The organism is Rhodococcus sp. NPDC056516 (genome assembly GCF_042794655.1).
In the GTDB taxonomy this organism is placed as follows: Bacteria; Actinomycetota; Actinomycetes; order Mycobacteriales; family Mycobacteriaceae; genus Rhodococcus_F.
Genome location: NZ_JBHTTG010000013.1, coordinates 1 through 21827 on the forward strand (window position 1 = coordinate 1; position 21827 = coordinate 21827).

The 21827-nt window shown below is 62.6% G+C and carries 6 protein-coding genes; 1 reads left to right on the forward strand and 5 read right to left on the reverse strand.

The annotated features are described in order from the left end of the window. The 3 genes from ACFQ6Y_RS29925 to ACFQ6Y_RS29935 all read right to left on the reverse strand — a co-directional run. On the reverse strand, positions 1-18443 hold an 18443-nt coding region (locus tag ACFQ6Y_RS29925; RefSeq protein WP_378640396.1), incomplete at its 3' end, for a non-ribosomal peptide synthase/polyketide synthase. 210 nt (positions 18444-18653) lie between these two features. Then, entirely contained in the window at positions 18654-19697 is a 1044-nt protein-coding gene (locus tag ACFQ6Y_RS29930; protein WP_378640399.1) for a cation diffusion facilitator family transporter, read from the reverse strand. Beyond that, positions 19694-20116, reverse strand: coding sequence for an ArsR/SmtB family transcription factor (locus tag ACFQ6Y_RS29935; RefSeq protein WP_378538663.1), 423 nt, complete (start codon positions 20114-20116; stop codon positions 19694-19696). The genes ACFQ6Y_RS29930 and ACFQ6Y_RS29935 overlap by 4 nt, the downstream gene beginning before the upstream one ends. 111 nt (positions 20117-20227) lie before the next feature. Here ACFQ6Y_RS29935 and ACFQ6Y_RS29940 point away from each other — a divergent pair, with 111 nt between their 5' ends. After that, on the forward strand, positions 20228-20653 hold the full coding sequence (locus tag ACFQ6Y_RS29940; RefSeq protein WP_378640402.1) for a nitroreductase/quinone reductase family protein: 426 nt from the start codon (positions 20228-20230) through the stop codon (positions 20651-20653). A gap of 62 nt (positions 20654-20715) precedes the next feature. On the opposite strand, the gene ACFQ6Y_RS29945 is transcribed toward ACFQ6Y_RS29940, so the two are convergent. Continuing rightward, on the reverse strand, positions 20716-21102 hold the full coding sequence (locus tag ACFQ6Y_RS29945) for a DUF2784 domain-containing protein (protein WP_378640403.1): 387 nt from the start codon (positions 21100-21102) through the stop codon (positions 20716-20718). Positions 21103-21175: 73 nt separating this feature from the next. Next, positions 21176-21820: an SRPBCC family protein gene (locus tag ACFQ6Y_RS29950; protein WP_378640405.1), complete on the reverse strand. Its 645-nt coding sequence runs from the start codon at positions 21818-21820 to the stop codon at positions 21176-21178. Between the last annotated feature and the right edge of the window lie 7 nt (positions 21821-21827).

Consider the following 21827-nt stretch of genomic DNA (forward strand, 5'->3'; position numbering starts at 1 on the left):
TCGGCATACGTCAACACCACATCACCGAACACCACAGCAACACGACCCGACGACACCTCAACCGCAGCCGCCACCAAACCCGCCAACGTCACATCGTCAACACAACGATCCGTCTCATTCACACCCCCCAACACCAACCCACGCTCAATCACAGACTCCACGGCAAACAGTTCCACTCGCCGATCCGGTTCTGCGACAGCGGTAGTCAAGACCGACTCGAACGCGAACATGAGACGTGAGGCAGTGGATTCCTCGAACAGATCCGTGGCGTACGTCAGCGCAACGACGAGCCCGGAAGGTCGACCGTCGTTGTCGAACTGTTCGGCCGCAACAAAATCGAGGTCGAACTGAGTGCTCACCACCGCAGGTTCGATGCTCTCGATGTGCAGCCCGTTGAGAGTCAACTGTGAATCGAGATGGTTCTGTAGTGCGAGGCCGACCTGGAAGAGCGGTGAATACGACTGCGAACGAAGCGGATCGAGTGCCTCCACCAAGCGCTCGAACGGAACGTCACTGTGGGCAAAAGCCTGCAGATCGGCGTCGCGGACTCGGGAGAGCAAGTCGGTGAACTGCTCACCTGGGTCGACAGTGGTGCGCAACACGACGGTCCCCACGAACATGCCGACCAGATCGTCGAGCACGCGTTCTCCGCGGCCGGCCGTCGGCGTCCCGACGGCAAAGTCGAGATCGCCGGTGAACCGCGACAGTACAACAGCCAGAGCCGCATGCAACACCATGAACGGCGTAGCGCGGTGCCGCCGGGCCAGTTCGGAAATCGCCTGTTGCAGTGCAGGTTCGAGACGAGCGCTCAGAACCGCTCCACGGCCGGAAGCCACCGCCGGTCGGGGGCGATCCAACGGGAGTTCGAGGACGGACGGCAATCCGTCGAGTGTGTCCGACCAGAACGCGAGCTGTCGCGAGATCAGCGAGGTCGACGATTCTTCCGAACCCATCGTCTCGAGCTGCCACAACGCGTAATCCGCATACTGCACCTCCAGCGGCGCCCACGACGGCACCGCACCCCTGGACCGCGCCTCGTACGCCACCATCACATCACGCGTCAACGGCCCCATCGAGAAACCGTCACCCGCAATGTGATGCACCGTCATCGCCAGAACGAACTCGAACTCCGCCAACTGCACCAGCGACGCTCGAACCGGAATCTCGGACGTGAGGTCGAACGACACACCGAGTACACCGGCCAGCACGTCGTGGAGCGAATCCTTCTCCACCGCAATGATGTCGAGAATGTCGAAAGCGTCAGGTGCCTCGACAACCTCCTGATATCCCGTCCCGTCATGCTCCGGGTACACGGTTCTCAAGACCTCGTGACGAGCGACCACATCGGCGATACTTGCGCGCAACGCCTCGACATCCAACCGACCGGCGAATCGAAGAACCACCGGGATGTTGTACGCCGACGAATCGGGATCGAAGCGGTTGAGGAACCACATACGAGTCTGTGCCGGAGAGAGCGGAATCCTTGTCGGCCTCGGCTGTGAGCGCAGCGCGGGTCGGCGCGAAAGCTCGGCGGTTTCCACCACGGCTGCCAACTCTGCGACGGTGGGCGACTCGAAGACCACACGCACCGGCAAGTCGGTGCCTGCGACGGCGTTGATCCGCCCGAGCAACCGAGTTGCACTGAGCGAATTGCCCCCGCGTTCGAAGAAGTCGTCGTCGACACCCACTTCGTCGGTCTTTCCGTCACCGAGGACCTCGGCAAAAGCGGCAGCTACCGACAATTCGGCCGGTGTGGTCGGTGCGCGAAAACGACGTGCCTCGAAAACAGGCTCCGGTAGCGCATGTCGATCAACCTTGCCCGTACTCCCCAGCGGCAGGGCGTCGAGTGTCATCAGGACTGTCGGCACCATGTAGCCGGGCAGGGCGGCGCGCAGTCTGGTCAGGATGGTCGACGTCTCGACAGCCGAGCCCGCGGCCACAGTGATGTAACCGATCAGGTGTTGTTCGCCGGTGTCAGATGTCGTGACTGTGACTACTGCATCCTGAATCGAGGGGTCGGCACGTAGCGCTGTTTCGATCTCACCGAGTTCGATGCGGAAGCCTCGGACCTTGACCTGGAAGTCTGCACGCTCGAGGTATTCGAGACTGCCCGAGGCATTCCACCGAACCCGATCGCCGGTTCGATAGAGGCGCTCACCCGATCCGTTCGGATCGGCGACGAAACGGGTCGCGTTCTGCCCCGGATCCCCGATGTACCCGCGGGCCAGCTGAACTCCCGCGAGATAGAGCTCACCTGCAACACCGACCGGAACCGGGTGAAGGCGGTCGTCGAGTACATGCAGTCGCGTGTTCCACGCCGGAGTTCCAATCGGAACGGTCGCCACGTCGACATCGCTCGTTCGGTGTGCCGTGACACTGACCGCAGCCTCCGTGGGGCCGTACAGGTTGTAGACCTGCGCCGAACTCTGATCTCGCACATGCTTGGCGGTCTGTACCGGCAGGGCCTCACCGATGCACAGAATCCGGGTGAGAGAACTCGGCAGCCGACGCTCGGATGCACTGAGCAGTGACAACATCGAGGGAACGGCATGCAGCGTCGTCACCTGCTCGCGCTCTATCAGCAACGTGAGGTAATCACCGTCCTGCTGTGCTCCTGGCTCGGCGAGAATCAGGCAGGCACCGGTTTGCAACGCCCACCAGTACTCCCAGACGGACAGATCGAAGGTGGCTGCGGTTTTGACGAGCACACGGTCATCGGCATCGAGAAGGAACTGATCCTGCTTCCACAAGAGTTGATTGGTGATCGCTCGATGGGAGATCGCTACGCCCTTGGGCTTTCCGGTGGATCCGGAAGTGTAAATTGCATACGCGATATTGTCCGGGCTCAGGCTCGCGAGGCGTTCCGAGTCCCGAATCGGCGATCCGTCGATACCGTCCAGCCCGAGAGTATCGATGTTCACGACGTGGTACTGCCCGCCCAGCGAATCGTGAGAAGTGTTCAGAACAACTGCGGGCGCTGCGGATTCGAGGATGTGAGCCGTGCGTTCTGCCGGCTGATCCGGGTCGAGCGGAACGTAGGCCCCGCCTGCCTTCACCACCGCGTACATGGCAACGACCAGTTCGACGGAGCGCCGAAGATTCAGCGCGACAGTCACTTCCGGACCGACACCGATTCCGATCAGATACCGCGCCAGGCGGTTGCATTCGGCATCGAACTCGGCATAGGTCAGGCGACGGTCACCGAGAACGAGTGCTTCGGCGCTCGGTGTTCTGCGTACCTGGGCGTCGAACAGATCCGCAAGGGTCGTCTCCGGAACGACGGCGTCGGTGTTGTTCCACGTGTCGACGGTAGCCGCGACCTCTTCGTCGCCGAGCAGAGCGATATCGCCCACCGGGATGTCCGGGTCATGACCGATCGAATCGAGAACGCGCAGCAGCCGGTTGGCGAATGTCGCCACCGTGGATTGGTCGAACAGATCTGTTGCATAGGTGAACGACGCCGACATCGAACCCGAGTCCCCAGGGGTGACGGTCAGGTGGAGGTCGAACTTCGCCGTCTCGACTGGGGCGCCAACTGCCGCGATCTGCAGTCCGGGTAGCGCAAACATTGTCGGCGTGAGGTTCTGGAAAGACAGTGCCACCTGGAACAACGGATGGCGGGCTGTCGATCTGACCGGATCGATGATCTCGACGAGCCGCTCGAACGGCAGGTCCGCGTGTGCGAAGGCGGCGAGATCCTGATCGCGGGTGTGGCTGAGCAGTTCCGTGAACGGCGCAGCCGTGTTCACCTGGGTTCGAAGCGCCAAGGTGTTCACGAACATCCCCACTAGTGCGTCGAGCGACTCGTGTCCTCGTCCCGCGATGGGCGAACCGATGGTGATGTCGGCGCTGTCTCCCAGCCTTGCGAGAAGTACGGCGAATGCGGCGTGGACGACCATGAACAGGCTCGAGCCTGATCCAACTGCAAGATCACGCAGTCGATCGGCGGTGTCCGAGCCGATCGTGAAGTGAATCTCCTTACCGCGATAGCTCTGACGGGGCGGACGCTGCCGGTCCGTCGGCAGATTCAGCAGGTCCGGAATTCCGGCGAGCGTGGACGTCCAGAACTGAATTTGCGCCTGAGCATCACCCGAGGGTTCGGATTCGGTCCCGAGCAGATCGTGTTGCCAGAGAGCGTAATCCGCGTACTGCACGGGCAGCGGCGCCCACTGCGGCGCGTCACCCCGAGAACGCGAGACGTAGGCACCCATGACGTCGGCGGCCAGGGGTCCGAGTGACGATCCGTCGGATGCGATGTGATGCATCACGACGGCGAGAACATGCTCGGTCTCCGAGATTCGATACAGAGCCGTCCGCAGTGGTACGGCAGTCGTCACGTCGAATCCGGTGCCGGCCAGAGCGAAAAGCCGTTCCAACGCTTCGGCTTCGGTGACGTCGTGCGGTACCAGATCGAGATCCACCGAAGACGTTGACAGGATCTCCTGACGGGGTCCGTCCGCGGTATCGGGATAGTAGGTACGCAGGGACTCATGGCGTTCGACGACGTCGAGAAGCGCGAGCGCCAACGCCGTCGCGTCCAGGGTTCCGCTCAGGCGAAGCGCGAGCGGTAGGTTGTCCGTGGCTGCCGCGGTGTCGAATCGATTGAGGAACCACATCCGAGTCTGCGCCGGCGAGAGCGGAATACGTTCAGGTCGCGGTCGCGCTTCCAATCGAGGCTGATCATCGCGTTCTGCCGAGTCCGCCAGCAGAGCGAGTTCTGAGACAGTGGGTGCCTCGAACAGCGCACGAACACCGAGTTTGATCCCGAACGAGGTGTTGACGCGGGCAATCGCCCGAGTTGCACTGAGCGAATTTCCACCCAGCTCGAAGAAACTGTCTTCTGCTCCGACGGCGTCGGTTCCGAGAACGTCGGCAAAAGCGCTGGCGACACGAATCTCTGAGAGTGTGGACGGCGCCCGGAACGTCGCCGAGGCGATGAACTCCGGAGCGGGAAGTGCTGCGCGATCGAGCTTCCCGGCCGGAGTCAGCGGTAGCGATTCCAGCAGGATGACAGCGGTCGGCACCGTGGCACGGGGCAGGATCGCTGCGACGGCGTCGAGGATGGACTCTGCCGACACCGCGTCCGCGACGATCACGTAACCGACGAGTTGATCGCCGAGAGTGTCGTGACGATGAACGGCCGCAGCGGCGGCACTCACTCCACGGACGGAGGCGAGCGCTGATTCGATCTCCCCCAGTTCGATGCGGAGTCCGCGAAGCTGAACCTGGGCGTCGGATCGTCCGATGTACGCCAGTTCGCCCTTGTCGGTCCAGGTGACCACGTCGCCGGTCCGGTACATCCGCGCGCCCGGTGCACCGAACGGGTTCGCAACGAAGCGTTCTGCGGTCAGCCCCTCGCGTCGGTTGTACCCGCGTGCCAAGCCGGGACCTGACAGATACAGCTCGCCCCTGACCCCGACGGGTACGGGTCCGAGGGCGGAATCGAGGACCAGAACGTGGGCACCTTCGAGCGGAGTACCAATCGTGACGGGCGAGAGTGAACCGTCACGGTGTTGCACACCGTCACCCACCGGAGCCGTGGTACCGAGAAGCGCCCCGGTCTTGGTGATGACGATGGTGCTCTCGGTCGGCCCGTAGCTGTTGAAGAGTCGTGTCTTGCTGTGAAAGCGACCCAGCAGCTGTGGTGGGAAGACGTCGCCACCGAGCACGACGGTTTCGAGGTCGGAGAGCGTTCCAGCCTCGACGGTGGTCATAGCCGCCGGCGCTGTCACCACGTGGGTGACGCGGTGACGGCGGATGACGTCGGTGAGTTCGTCGCCGGCGATGACCGATGGCGGTGTGATCACCATCGTCGCACCGGCGGTGAACGCGAGGATCATCTCGAACATGGAGGCGTCGAAACTCGACGACGAGAGTCGCAGCACCCGTGAGAGTCGAGATGCCGCCAGATCGGTGCGGGTCCGAGCGGAGAACACAGACAGTCCCCGGTGGGTGACAGCAACACCCTTCGGCAGACCGGTCGAGCCTGACGTGTAGATCAGGTAGGCAACATGATCCGCGTGTAGCGTGCGGATCCGATCGGCATCGGTGACCTGCGCCGCGGAGTAGCGATCAAGATCGAGATCGTCGATCTCGATCGTGTCGATACCACTCGGAAGTGTTGGTGCTGTCTCCGAGTCGGTGACGATGACCAGCGCGGCTGAGTCTCGAAGCATGTGAGCAATGCGCTCGTCGGGGTACGTCGGATCCACCGGAACGTACGTTGCGCCGCTCTTGGCAACGGCCCACAGCGCGAGTATGGATTCAGCCGACCGCGCAAGAGAGACAGCAACGGCCGTTTCGGGGCCGGCGCCGCGCTCGATGAGGATCCGTGCCAGCTGGGAGGACCGCGAATCCAGTTCGCTGTACGTCATCTCACCACACGACTCGGAGACGATTGCCACATCTGCGGATTCCGAGTGTGTGGTCAACAGATCCGCGAGAGTGAGGATCGGCGTGGCTGCCGGACCGGATACGGAGGTGAGCCTGGTGTATTCGTCCTCGTCCAGTAGGTCGATATCCGCGATTGCCGTTTCGGGGGCCGCGACAATCTGCGCGAGAATCCGTCGGAACCGCTGTGCAAATCCGTCCACGGACGCGCCGGTGAAGAGATCTGTGGCGTACGTCCAGGTGAGATTCATCGAATCAGCGTGCTCGACCATCGTGATCTGGATGTCGAACTTTGCCGGAACGACTGCGGTGTCCACAGCTTCGATCTCGAGACCTGGCAGTGCGAACGCAGCGGTTCCCTCCTGCTCCTGAGAAAGCGCCACCTGAAAGATCGGCGCGTGGGCCTGGGATCGAGCGGGCTGCAGTATGTCGATCAGCCGCTCGAAAGGTAGGTCCGCATTTTCGAATGCAGCGAGGTCGGTGGCTCGCACCTGCGCCAACAGATCCAGGAACGACAACGCCGGCGTGAGACGGCTACGCAGGGCCACCGTGCCGACGAACATTCCGACCACGTCGTCGAGCGCCGGTTCGCCGCGTCCGGAAATCGGTGTCCCGATCACCACGTCATCGGTCGCACCGAGGTTGGACAGAAGCACCGCGAGGGCGGCATGGAGCACCATGAAGGTTGTGGCGCCGTGTGTGCGGCCCACCTGCTGGAGCGCACTGACCATCTCGGGCGTCAACACCAATTCGGTGCTCGCTCCGCGCAGCGACGCAAGCGCTGGGCGCGGGAAGTCGGTGGGCAGTTCGAGAAGCTCCGGCGCTCCGGCCAACTGGTCACGCCAGTACTCGGCCTGCGCGGAAGCAACACTGGTCCGGTCACTTTCCGAACCGAGGACCTGGTGCTGCCAGAGGCTGTAGTCGGGATACTGAACAACCAACGGGACCAGTGACGGCTCGGTTCCCGAACGCCGTGCCGAGTAGGCGAGAACAAGATGCCGGGCGAGCGGCGCCACTGAGGCACCGTCCGCGGCGATGTGGTGAACCACGGCGACCAGGATGTGCTCGTCAGCCGAGAGTTCGAACAGGTTTACCCGCAACGGAATTGCTCGGGTGACGTCGAAGCCCTCACGCACAGCGTCGACAATCCGCTCGGCAACCTGTTCGGGAGAAACCACCGTGTGCTGGAAGGGTACGTCTACGGCTCCGAGAATGGACTGGTACGGCCCAGCGGTATCTTCGGGAAAGATGGTTCGCAGGGACTCGTGACGAAGAACGATGTCCGACAATGCTTCTCGTAGAGCCGAGGAATCGAGCTGCCCTCGCAGACGAAGGACGAGCGGGATGTTGTACGCAGGTGACTCTGGATCGTATCGATTGAGAATCCACATACGCGATTGCGCCGGCGAGAGAGGGATACGCTCTGGCCGAGGCCCGGCCGTCAGAGCGGGCCGGGTACCACTCTGCGCACCGTCGACTGCCGCGGCAAGGGTCGCGACCGTCCTGGCGTCGAAGAGGACCCGAACCGGGAGGGAAACTGAAAGTTCGGTGCCGATCCGTCCCATCACTCGGGTAGCACTGAGAGAGTTTCCACCGATGTCGAAGAAGTCGTCCACCACGCTCACCTGGTCGACAGCCAGAACGTCACCGAAGATCCGGCTGATCACCTTCTCCGTCTTCGTGATCGGTGCGACGAACGCATTCCGGCGCGCCGTCGGCGCCGGCAGTGCGCGGTAGTCGACTTTGCCGGCCGGCGTCAGCGGGATTTCCTCGACAACGATCACTGCGGCGGGAACCATGTGTGCAGGAAGTCGGCCGGAGACGAAGGTGCGTACCTCCTCCGGATCCAGATGCTCACCGACCACGTACGAGTTCAGCCCGACGGTGTCGTCTGCAGTGGTCACCGCAGTTCGCACTCCCGCGTGGGCGGCGAGCACCGCGTCGATCTCTCCGAGTTCGATGCGGAATCCACGAATCTTGACCTGTGAATCGCTGCGGCCGAGATACTCGAGTTCCGTTCCACGTCGTCGCACGAGGTCGCCGGTGCGATACATCCGCAGCCCCGAACGTGCGGGATCGGCAACGAACCGAGCAGCCGTCAGGTCGCCGCGATGGTGGTAACCGCGGGCAAGTCCACGCCCGCTCAGATACAGCTCACCTGTCACACCTTCCGGAACGGGACGAAGGCGAGAGTCGAGAACATGTGCGACGGTACCGAGAACGGGAGTACCGATGGTGATCCGATCAGTCGCCGACATGGGCCCAGCGAGGGTTGCCATGACGGTGGACTCGGTGGGACCGTACGCGTTGAACATCTTTCGCGTCGGCGCCCACAGCGCGACCAACGCGGCGTCGCAGGCTTCACCGCCGACGATCACGACACCGAGATCGGGAACATCTGACGGTTCGACCGTGGCCAGAGCTGCCGGGGTCACAAACGCGTGGGTGATCTTCGACGCCCGCATGAGATCTGCAAGCTCACTGCCACCGTAGATGCCAGTGGGGACAACAAGCATTGCGGCACCAGCACCGACAGCCATGGCCAATTCGAGGACCGAAGCGTCGAAGCTGGGCGAAGCGAAATGCATCGTGCGACTGTGGTTGTCGAGTTCGTATCGCTGAATCTGTTCGTCGACCAACGCCGCCAGCCCCGCATGCGAGACGGCGACGCCCTTGGGGGTGCCGGTCGATCCCGACGTGTAGATGACGTACGCAGTGTGATCCATCCGAATCGGTGACGTGCGATCGGAATCGAGAATTCCAGCGTCGCTGACGTCGGCGCGATCCAACGACTCAGCCGCTTCTTCCGTCAGCGTCAGGGCCGCGCCCGAATCGGTGAGCATGTGGTCGATCCGCTCGGCCGGATAGCTCGGGTCGACGGGTACAAAAGCGGCTCCGGTCTTGGCGACGGCCCAGGTCGCGAGGACGGACGTCGCTGATCGCGGAATGGCGATCGCCACTACAGATTCGGGGCCGATTCCTTGCGCGAGGAGTGCCCGCGCCCACCGATTGGTTCGCCGGTCGACGTCGTCGTACGAGAGTTCGAAGTCGCCGTACAGCATGGCCGAACCGCCGTTCGACTTGGTAACCCCGGCGGCAAGAATCTCGGGCAGCGTCAGTTCCGTCAGCGCGACCGTAGAGGCAGCTCCCTGACGTTCGATCTCTGGCATCGACCGCAGATCGAGGTCGCCGACCACTGATTCAGGTTCGACAACAACCGTGTCGAGAATGGCGGCAAACCGAGCCGCGAGCTCGCGCACAGTCCGCTCTTCGAAGATGTCGACGGCATAGGTCCACGTCGCGGTCGCCGATCCGTCCGGGCCTGGCGACGAAACATCCAGTTGAAGATCGAATTTCGAGATCGGCGTGTCCAGCTCAACCTGCGAGACGACAAGGCCCGGAAGCTGCACGGATGGAGTCGGAAGATCGCCGGTCGCGAGTACCACCTGGAAGAATGGGTGATGCGCCGTCGAGCGAGGTGGGTCGAGTACCTCCACCAGACGCTCGAAGGGAATGTCGGCGTGGGCAAATGCCGAGAGGTCTGCGTTGCGGGTCGTCTCGAGCAAAACACGGAAGGATGCAGCCGGATCCACCTGTGTCCGAAGAACCACGGTCCCGACGAACATGCCGACGAGGTTGTCGATGGCCTGATCCCCACGTCCGCTGACCGGGGTGCCGATCGCGATGTCGGTCTCCCCCGCCATCCGCGACAGCAACACCGACAAGGCAGTGTGCAACACCATGAACGGTGTTGACCGCGTGCGACGAGCCAGAGATTCGACAGAGCTGTACGTCTGCGCGGAAATGACCGATGACACCGTCGCACCTCGATAGGACGCGACCGCGGGATGCGGCCGATCCGTCGGGAAATCGAGGCGGGTCGACATGTTCGCCAATGCACCGCGCCAGTAGTCGATCTGGCGCGATGCCTCCGAATCCGGATCGTCCTCGGCGCCGAGAGAATCGATCTTCCAGAGCGTGTAGTCCGCGTAGTGGACGCTCAACGGCGACCATTGTGGTGCAATGCCCGCGAGCCTTGATGCGTACGCCGCCATCATGTCCGCGGCCAGCGGCTGCATCGACCATCCGTCGCCACCGATGTGGTGGACGACAAGAACGAGAATGTGCTCCGACGCAGCAGTCCGCAGGAGCGCGACCCGCAGGGGGACGTCAGCGGTGACGTCGAACCCGGCGCCGACCATTTCCCCGATCGCCGCAACAGGGTCGCTGACATCAACCGGTTCGAGTACTACCGGCACATGCTCGAGAATGTGCTGGTACGGCCCGCTCGAAGAATCCGGGTAGAGAGTGCGCAGCACCTCGTGCCGGTCGACGACGTCACTGATCGCCTGGCGCAGAACATCGATGTTCACGTCGCCGGACAACGAGAGCGCTGCCGCGATGTTGTAAGCACCGGAATCCGGATCGAATCGGTTGAGGAACCACATTCTCTGCTGAGCCGGGGAGAGCGGAATCCGTTCCGGTCGCGGGCGCGGGCCGAGACCGGGCAATCCGGGTCGGTCGCCGCCTGCGACCAATTCAGCCAGCGCACCGACCGTCGGAGCATCGAACAGTTCTCGAACCCCCAGCGAGGATCTCAGCGTCGCATTGATTCTCGCCACGACCCGCGTAGCCGTGAGCGAGTTGCCACCGAGCGCAAAGTAATCGGCGGTCACGCCGATGTTGTCCACTCCGAGCAGCTCGGAAAAGATTGCGGCAATCGTCTTTTCGGATTCGGTGGACGGAGCAACGTAGTCGCCCAGCGCCACATCCGGTTCCGGCAGTGCTCGCCTGTCGAGTTTTCCGTTGGGGCCGAGTGGCATCGAATCCAGGAACACGAAGACGGAAGGAACCATGTAGGCGGGCAGCTTCGCCTGCGAATGACCGGCGAGAAGCGCTATGTCGGTCGCCGAATCAGCCGTGATGTAGGCGACGAGGCGTTCCTCACGTACGACGGTGACGGCGGAGAGAACTCCCGAGAGTTCCAACAGGACAGCGTCGATTTCGCCGAGCTCCAAGCGCTGTCCGCGAAGCTTCACCTGAAAGTCGGTACGGCCCAGATACTCGATCTCGCCGATGGGATTCCACTTGACCAGATCGCCGGTCCGGTACAAGCGCCCGGAACCGAAAGGGTTGGCCACAAAGCGATCTGCTGTCAGATCAGGACGGTCGACATAGCCACGAGCGAGCTGCACTCCCGCGAGATACAGCTCCCCCGGAACGCCGATCGGGCTGGGCGCCAGAAGGCGATCCAGCACGTAGGTCCGCGTGTTCCAGACCGGAGCGCCGATCGGCACCGGGCCTGCCACGGCGGAATCCGTCTCGTGGAACGTCACGTCCACGGCAGCTTCAGTGGGACCGTAAAGATTGTGCAGACGTGCACCGATTCGCTCGTGGAAACGAACGACCGTCGCACGCGAAAGTGCCTCGCCGCTGGCGAACACCTGACGAACGGAGTGAAGCTGCTCGAGGTCTCCGTCGACGAGGAAGACGTCGAGCATCGACGGGACGAAGTGCAAGGTGGTGACACCTTCGCGAGCGATCAGCTCGGACAGGTACCGAGCATCGCGGTGTCCGTCGGGTTCGGCCACGACCAGTCTCGAACCGGTGACGAACGGCCAGAACAACTCCCACACCGAGACGTCGAAGGTGGCCGGTGTCTTGTGCAGCACGACATCGCGCGGCGCGAGCGGGTATTGATGTTGCATCCACAGCAGACGATTGACTATCGCACGGTGCGATACTGCAACGCCCTTGGGCTTCCCGGTGGAGCCGGACGTGAAGATCACGTAGGCGATGTGATCCGGAGATACGCTGCCGAGGCGCTCGACGTCTTGGATCTGCCCGGTGGAGTACCGCGAGAGATCGATCTCGTCGAGGAGCACCGGCTTGATCCCCGCAGGCAGAGAAGCCGCATCCTCTCTCGTCGAAAGGACTACCGACGGTGCTCCGATGTCGAGCACGTGCCGGATCCGCTCGCCGGGATGCTTCGGATCGATCGGAAGATAGGCTCCGCCTGCTGCGATGACGGCGTGGACCGCGACCACGTAGTGCGCACTCCGTTGCAGGGCGATCGCGACCAGAGACTCGGGTCCGACCCCACAGTCGACGAGGTGACGCGCGAGGGCGTTGACCTGCGAACGGAATTCGCGGTGGCTGACTGTCGTGTCTCCGAACGTCAGTGCATCATCAGACATCTCGACGACGCCCGCGTCAGTGAAGAGTAGATCGAGCAGCGTAGCGTCAACCAGGGTGTGGGACGTGTCGTTCCACTCGTCGAGTACGAGCCGACGCTCGGCATCGTCGAGATAGTCGATGTCGCGGATGCGGATACTCTCGTCGGTCATCGCAGCGAGAATCAATGCGAGGCGTCGGCCCAGACGCTGGGTGGAGTCGTGGTCCATCGCATCGGGTGCGTACTCGATGGTGAGACGAAGGCTCGGTTCGAGGACGGTGACCAGCGCGAGCGGGTAGTGAGTCGCATCTGCGACCTCGATGCCCGTGACACGCATCCCTGCGATATCCGTCGCGGATTCGAGCGCCGAACGGTCCACGGGATACGACTCGAACACCGTCAACGTGTCGAACATGGCGCCGGCACCCACCGCCGACTGCACCTCGGCAAGGCCGACGTGATGGCTGTCGAGCAACCGAACCTGCTCGGACTGAACTTGTTCGAGCAGTTCGGATACCGAATCATCCAGGTTCACTCGAACTCGAACCGGAACAGTGTTGATGAACAACCCGAGAATGTCCTCGACCCCGGTCAGCGACGCGGGTCGACCGGACACGGTGGCGCCGAAGACGACGTCGTCGCGCCCGAGCATTCCGCCCAGCAGCAGGCCCCATGCAGTCTGGACGACGGTGTTGACCGTGACCCCGGTGCGCCTTGCCAACGCGACGATCGCCTCGGTCGACGAGGCTTCCAGCGGAACGTCGACGTCCACGGGAACTACGTGCACGGAGGACTCTGCGCGCTGTGGTGCAATCACTGTCGGTTCGTTTGCCCCCGACAGCGCGTCGATCCACCTTTCCACTGCCTCGCCGTTGCCCTGTTCGGCAAGCCAGTCCAGATAGGTGCGGTACGAGCGAGCGGGAACCGACAGCGATGTGTCGGCGGCGTAGAGCGAAAGCAGGTCGCGCACCAACAACGGCATGGACCAACCGTCGAAGAGAATGTGGTGATTGGTGACGATCAGGTGCGCGGAGTCCACACTCTCGCGAACCAGAACTGCACGAAGCAGCGGGGGCGCGCTCAGATCGAACGGCGTTGTGCGCTCGAGTCCCGCGACGGCGTGCGGATCACTGCCGAGCACCTCCCGCCATGGAGTCGTCACGGAATCGAGAACGAGCTGTGCTGCAACGCCGTTCGAGTCGTACACGAAGGCGGTCCGAAGTGCGGCGTGGCGCTCGAACAATCTCGCGAGCGACCGGTGAAGTCGTTCGCTGTCGACGATCCCGCCCAGGGAAAGAACGATTTGCCCGGTGTAGACATCGACGGTATCGGCGGTGAGGCTGGCGTGAAACTGGAATCCCGCTTGCAGCGGTGACAGCGACCAGATGTCCTCCAGGTAGCCGAACTGCTTCTCCCACAGTTCTATTTCGTCCTGCGACGCTGAGACCAGGGGAACGTCGGACGGTGTGAGACCGGCATGATCGCCAACGGAGGCGACAATCTTCTCCAGTTCGACGCGCCACGCCCGCGCAAGCTCCTCGACTGCACCGGGTTCGAAGATGCCTTCGGGGAAGGCAAATGTCGCCGAGAGGAACTCTCCTTGTGGTCCGTCCATGACGGCGGCATTGATGTCGATGGCGTGGCTGACCGCGAGATCGCTTCCACTGCCGTTGTTGAGATCGATTCCGGCATCGGGAATCCAGCCGGCTGCCCTTAGTTCACTGAACTCGGCGGTGGACATCTTGCCCAGATAGTTGAAACCGATCTGCGGCTCCGGACCGGTCAGCAACCCTGCGCGTCGGAGCAGCCCGTAACCGATCCCGGATCCCGGTGTGGCTCGCAGCTGTTCCTTGACGGATTTCACGACCGCAACTGCATCTTCTCCGAGTCCGGTGAGATCCATGCGGACCGGGTACGCCGCCGTGAACCAGCCGACGGTCCGGGACAGGTCCGAGCCGGGCAGCACGTCTTCGTCTCGTCCGTGGCCTTCGAGCGAAACGAGCACTCGCTGCGATCCGCTCCACGTGCGAAATGCCAGGGCCAGTGCGCTGAGTAATCCGTCGTTGACACCGGCCCGATAGTGCGACGGTACCGAGCGCAACAGGTGATCCGTCGTGTCATGGTCGATGTCGACCCGCACGCGGCGGAGGGACGATCCCCGGTCCCGGTCCGAATCGAGAGTTCGTGAACCGATGGGTGACACACCGGCGGCGACGATCTCGCGCCAATATTCGAGCTCCGCCGACGGTGTCACGTCGGCGAGTCCGTGCGACCAGCGGCGCAGCGAAGTCCCGACCGGCATCAATTCCGGAGTGGCACCGTGAATGATCTGTAGCCACACAGCGGCGAAGTCGGGAAGCAGAATCCGCCAGGAGACACCGTCGACGACAAGATGGTGGATGACGATGACCAATCGGCCCGAATCGTGCGCCGAATCGAGCCAGACGATCTGCGCAGTGACGCCGCGGTACGGATCGAGCCGCGAGGCGGCGTCTGAGGCCGCCGCGGTGAGGGCTTCCTCGAACTCCGAGGTACCGGGTTGCGCTTCGGTGACCGTTCGCCGAACCCACGTGTCGACGACACAACTGGGGGCGATGTCGAATCCGGAGTTGTCGGGCAGCAAGCGCGCGCGAAGAGCGTCATGTCGATCGACAACCACTTGAAGAGTCGCGGCGAGGCGCGAGAGATCAAGTCCGGCAGGAATACTGACCGACACTGCCTGATAGTAGGCATCGATGCTGCCCGCCATGCTCAACATCTTGGTTGCGATCGGGGTAAGGGGGACAAACCCCACTCCCCCACCCGGCAGTTCCTCGAGTGCAACGGATTCATCTGCCGGGAGCGCAATTTCGGCCAATCGAGCCACCGTCTTGCGTTCGAACACATCGCGCGGCGTGAAGACGACTCCGGCAGCTTTTGCGCGTGAGACGAGTGAGATCGCGACGATGCTGTCTCCGCCCAGCGCGAAGAACGAATCGTCGACACCGACTCGCTCGACGCCGAGGACAGACGCAGCGGCATCGGCGATGATGCGCTCAATCGGGCCGCTCGGCGCCCGGTAGTGCTGAGCCGCCGAACGAAGGTCAGGCTCCGGTAGTGCTCGGCGATCGACCTTTCCCGCCGGGGTCAGTGGTACTTCGGCAAGCGGTACCAGCTGGGAGGGAACCATGTGCGCGGGCAGGAATCGAGAGGCGTGTGCGGTCAGAGCCTCTTCGTCGAGGCTGTAACCCGGCTTGATCTTCACGTACGAGTACACGGTGCCGCGGGCCAGCGTCACGACGAAATCGACCGATTCATGTTGTGCAAGTACTGCGTCGATCTCACCGAGTTCGATCCGGAGTCCGTTGACCTGCACCTGAAAATCAGAGCGGCCGACATACTCGAGGGTGAGCTCCCTGCTCCAGCGCACTACGTCACCGGTACGGTACAACCGGGTTCCACCACCGAGGGGATCGGCGACAAAACTCGCAGCGGTCAGCGCCGAACGTGCGTGGTATCCCTGAGCCAATCCGGGGCCACCGAGATACAGTTCACCGGCCACCCCGACGGGCACGGGTCGCAACCAGCGGTCCAGAACCATCAGATGTGCGCCCTGAATGGGGGAACCGATCGTGATTGCATCATCAGACGACAGCGGAGGCGTCGTGGTGATGACGATGGTCGACTCGGTAGGGCCGTAGCTGTTGTAGAACCGGCAGATCGGGCCGAAGCGCCGAACCAGATCCGGCGGGCACACGTCGCCACCGACAACCACCGCTTCGAGATCCGGCAGACCTGTGGCGTCCACGGTGCTCAAAATTGCCGGCGCACTGATGATGTGGGTGACGCGCTCGCTGCGCAGCAGTTCGGTCAGTTCGTCGCCGCCGTAGACATCGGCCGGAGCGATGACCATCGTCGCCCCGGCACTGAACGCCTGGACCATCTCGAAGACGGACGCGTCGAAACTCGCCGAGGAGAATCGCAGAACGCGCGAATGCACGCCGACCCCGAGTTCGGGACGACCCCAGGCAGTGAAATCGACCAACGCATTGTGCGTGACGGCAACACCTTTCGGCGTACCGGTGGAACCGGACGTGTAGATCAGATACGCGGTGTGATCACTTCGCAGAGGCGCCGTGCGGGCGGCATCGTCGACAACGGACTCGTCACCGACATAGCTGAAACCGTCGATCGAGATCCAGTCCAGATCACCGGTCAGCGCCTGACGGACAGTCGAATCAGTGAGTCCCACAACGGCATTACTGTCGCTCACCATGTGAGCGATTCGCTCGATCGGGTACGTCGGATCAACCGGAACACACGCGGCGCCGGTCTTGGCAACGGACCACCACGCTATGACGGCATCGATCGATCGGGGTAGCGCGATCGCCACACCGTCACTGGGGCCGACTCCGCGTCGGACGAGTATTCGAGCAAGGACATTGGAACGTCGATCGAGTTCGCGGTAGGTGAGTTGCTCAGTACCGCAGCGCAGTGCGATCCCCTCCGGCGACGCCGTGACACCGCGGGCGAGAATCGAGGGCAGTGTCATCGGCTTCAACGCTGCCGATCCGCGTGCCGGGACTAGCGACATCCGCTCTGCTTCGCTCAGGATCTCGAGATCGAGAACGCGAGTGCCTGGCAGCGCTTGGTTGTACCGAGTCAGCAGGTCGACGTATCGGCGAACATGCACGCCTAGGTCATCCGCGTCGTACAGATGGGGATTGGCTTCGAAATCGATTCGCGGTGCCTCGCCCGAAGCACTCGGATAGATGTTGACCGACAGGTCTTCCACCGGACCCGTCGACAGCACGTGGAATCGACCGGTCACCGACCCAAGAACCACTTCGGGGTGAAAGTTCATGATGTTGATCGCGGGACCGAAGAATCCACGCTCGGCGCCGACGCCTCGATCACGTCTCATGTCTTCGGTGCGATATCGCTGATGCCTGAGCGCACCGGTCAGTTCCAGCTGGACTGCCGCGCTCAGTTCGGCAACCGTGGTCGTCGCAGTCACCGAGACTCGCAGCGGAACGACATTGGAGATCATTCCACCCGAACTACGAAGAACCTTGTTCGTTCGCGCGGTCACCGGCAAACTCAGGACGACGTCTTCGGTGCCGGTCACCCGGGCGAAGTAGAGCGCGAAGGCAGCCACCGCTGCCGCGGAAGAGAATCCGTCCGCGCTCACCACCGCACTCGCGCCGTCAACTGGTCGGCCGACCACGACCGCACCCGCCGTAGCGTCCATTCGCCTGCCGGCCAGGCTCCCCACTTCGGGAAGCTCTGCCGTCTTGGCTGCCCAGTAATCTCGATCCCTGACGAATCGCGGCGAGCGCTGATACGCGGCCTCGGTCGCGTACACGGAACCCAAATCATGCGCCGAGGATTCTCGGGCCTCGAGGCCGGCGACATCGGCTGAGTACAACTCCGCGATGCGTGTCATGAAGTTCATGGCGCCATAGCCGTCGAGGACCAGGTGATGGATTCGGCAGTACCAGAAGTGGCGGCTTACGCCCACGCGCAGGACGGCAGACTTCACCAATCGGTCGGTGAGAAGGTCAAAGGGGCGGGTGTACTCGTTCCGCATCCACTCGTGTGCAGCAGTTTCCGGCTCGAGCTCACTGCGCAGATCGACGACCTCGACGCTCTGGCTGAGCTCGGGATCGATCTGCTGAAAAGGTTCGCCATCCACCTCGAGCAGTTTCAGCATTCCGGAGCCGAACTCGTGCGCTGCTGTGACGCAGGCCTTTTCGAGCACCGCCGCGTCGAGGGACCCGTCGACGACGACGTACTGCGCGATCGTGATCGGCACATCACTGCGCAGTAGCTGGGCAAACCAGATTCCGCGTTGCGCGCTGGTCAGCGGAAAGGGCTCGAAACGTCGATCAGCATGCACAGCGTCGTTCTCTCATCTGCCGAAAAAAGTACCGACGGCCTGCGTCGATTGCTGTGGTCTTGCGGCGCGAAATGACCGAACCGGCTGCCACTCGACACAGTCCGCCGATTGATCAAAGATAGGGTTGCATAACCTACCCATTCCGTCAAATGGCAGCGCGAGGTTCCCGAGAAATTCCGCAAAGGATTCCGCGGGGTCTGTTTTTGCCGTTCAGGCCTGCAATCCGCGCGCCGCCTCGAGGTTCGGCGAATCATGCCCCGGATAGGCGTGAACAAGGGCAGTAGCAAGCTTGGGCACCGCGTGGGTGAGCGAATGCTCGGCGCTATGCGCGATCGCATGGGCTTCGGCAAGGGTTGCCCGGGGATCGATGTCGAGTTCTGCATCGGCATGCAGTCGGTGCCCGATCCACCGCATCTTCAAATCACGTACGCCGAGCACCCCGGGCTCGCGCTGTAGCGCATGTTCGGCATCGTCCAACAACTCCGGTTCGACACCGTCCATCAGCCGCCGGAAGACGTCTCGTGCCGCGGTCCGCAGCACGGCCACGATCGCCACTGTGATGACAAGACCGATGATCGGATCTGCCAACGGGAACCCCAGAGCGACTCCCCCAGCTCCCAGAAGGACTGCGAGCGAGGTGAATCCATCTGTCCGAGCATGCAGTCCGTCAGCGACCAGTGCAGCTGAGCCGATCTGCCTTCCGACTCGGATCCGATACAACGCCACGAGTTCATTGCCGATGAATCCGATCAACCCTGCCGCAGCTACCCAACCGAGATGCTCGATCTCTACCGGATTGATCAATCGCCGTACCGCCTCCACACCGGCAATCACCGCCGACAGCGCGATCATCGCAAGCACGAACAATCCGGCCAGGTCCTCTGCACGCCCGAAACCGTAGGTATAGCGCCTGGTCGCAGCTCGCCGACCGAGTGCAAACGCAATCCAGAGTGGAACTGCCGTAAGCGCATCGGAGAAGTTGTGAATGGTGTCCGCCAGCAGGGCCACCGAACCCGAAATTGCCACGATTGCAACCTGAGCCACCGCGGTGACACCGAGAGCGACAAGACTGATCTTGACCGCCCGGATGCCGATCTCACTCGATTCCAGTGCATCGTCGACGCTGTCCGCGGCGTCATGACTGTGCGGAGAGAACGCTTCCCTGACTGCCGATCGAAATCCCTTCGGCCCGTATCCGTGTCCATGACCGTGACCGTGACCATGACCATGGGATGTTCTGGGCTCGTGCGTCATGACGCACCTTCTTCTCGATCGGTCCGCTCGGCCTTCGCGGAGCGCTCCGGGTGAATCTCCCGAAGCTCACCCTCACTACGGTGATGGCCCGGCAACCCGGGACCGGCATGCTCGGCATTGAACACCGCATCCGTAACCAGTTGGCGCACATGGTCGTTCTCGAGACGATAGAAGACCGTCGTACCGTCACGGCGCGTTCGGACCAACCTCGCCATGCGCAGCTTTGCCAGGTGCTGCGACACCGAAGGCGCCGGCTTGCCGACGCGTTCTGCCAGTTCGTTCACCGAGCACTCTCGGTCGACCAACGCCCACAACACCTGCACACGGGTTGCGTCGGCCAGCATGCGGAACACCTCCACCACGAGGTCGACTTGATCATCGGGAAGTTTTCGGCGACAAACACCACTATCTGCGTTCATACGTAGATAGTAGATCATCAGAGGTTCGAAGATGACCTCTCCTCGATTCACCAGTTGTGCAAAGCTTGGCGGCAAAGCACTTCTCCACTCGCAGACAGGGAGACAACAGAGATGAGTCCTGACGACTGGAACGCCGGCATCATTGCGGAATTCCGCGCGAACGAAGGCAAAGTTGGCGGACCTTTCGAAGGTGCGCCCATGGTGTTGGTCCATCACACGGGACGCAAGTCGGGACGCGAGTTCGTGAGCCCGATGATGTATCTGGCAGACGAGCAGGATCCGAACACCGTTTATGTCTTCGCGTCGAAGGCCGGCGCCCCGACCAACCCCGACTGGTACTACAACCTTGTTGCCGCTGACCAGGCCGAGGTCGAGGTCGGCACCGAAACGTATCCGGTCTCCGTCAGCGAAGTAACCGGCGAGAAGCGCGACCGAATCTACGACGAACAGGCCAGCCGATATCCCGGATTTGCCGAATACGCGGAGAAGACAGCCGGAATCCGCACCATCCCGGTTGTGGCACTGACTCGCGTGTAAATCCTACGATGCGCCGCCCTGCCGTTTCCATCACGAAACGGCAGGGGTCGTTCGAAACGGAATCACGACACTGACGACGCTTTCACGTCAGCCTTCGCATGCCGTCCGAGCAGCACGTATCCCACCCAGGATCCGACAACCACCGTCGCCGCGAGCGCTTGCACAAGGCCTTCGATACTCACTGGATAGAACACACCGGTGATGTAGTGCGAGATGAATCCGGTGGACGGCAATTCCGCGATTCCGGCCATCCGGCGGGCCCAATTCTCGAGATTGGTCAGCGGGCAGTCATATCCGACCGCTATCGAGCCGGCTCCCCAGACAACCGCAACAAGATGGAATGCAATGGTACGACGCCACTTCCACGCCACGAATCCACCCAGCACCACATAGAGAACAAACCCGAAGTGGACGAACACCGTCACTACTTCGATGAGCCGATACACCATCGTCGTCTCCGCTCGTGGCGCGGAAGTCCCGCAACAACCAGACTATTCCGATGTTAGTCCCCGTAGCGGCGATCTACCCGGTGTATGCAGCCGTCGTGCGGGCAGCGGCGGCGCGGGCGGCATCCGGGTCGTCGCCCGATGCGATTGCGGCAGCGGCCCATGATTCGCTGCTTCCCGCGATGAATGCCTTGGCCTCGTCACTCGCCGACCATTCGGGTGTCTCGAGCGGCGTCGCAATCCCGAGTTCCACGTGTCGAGCCAACCCGAGCAATCCCAAGTCCCAGCCGACGCCGACGGCGCCAGGACCGTACTCGGCCCACCGATCCGGCTCGACGTCTGCGGCGTGTTCGAAGTCGAACAGTGTTGCACTGCCGTCTTTTGTTGCACTGCCGTCTTTTTCGGTGAGGTCCACCGTCACATAGCTCACGTCACCGCCGTATTCCCAGGTGATGCGGAGGGTTCGCGGAGCATCACACACCAGAATTTCGCCGCCGGCGTTGCCGTCGAGTTGGTAGCGCCCGCCGATCCGAGCCTCGCCCGACACCGGCATGAACCACAGCGGGATGCGGTCGAACTCGGTGACCGCCGCCCACACCGTGCCGATGGGTGCCGCGAGCGACCGCGACATGCGGAGCGTGCGTGTTTTCCCTTCGTCACCGCCGAACGGGCTCAGTTCTCGCGCCACCAACTGCAACGAATCAACTGCCTTGTCGACCATGAGGCTC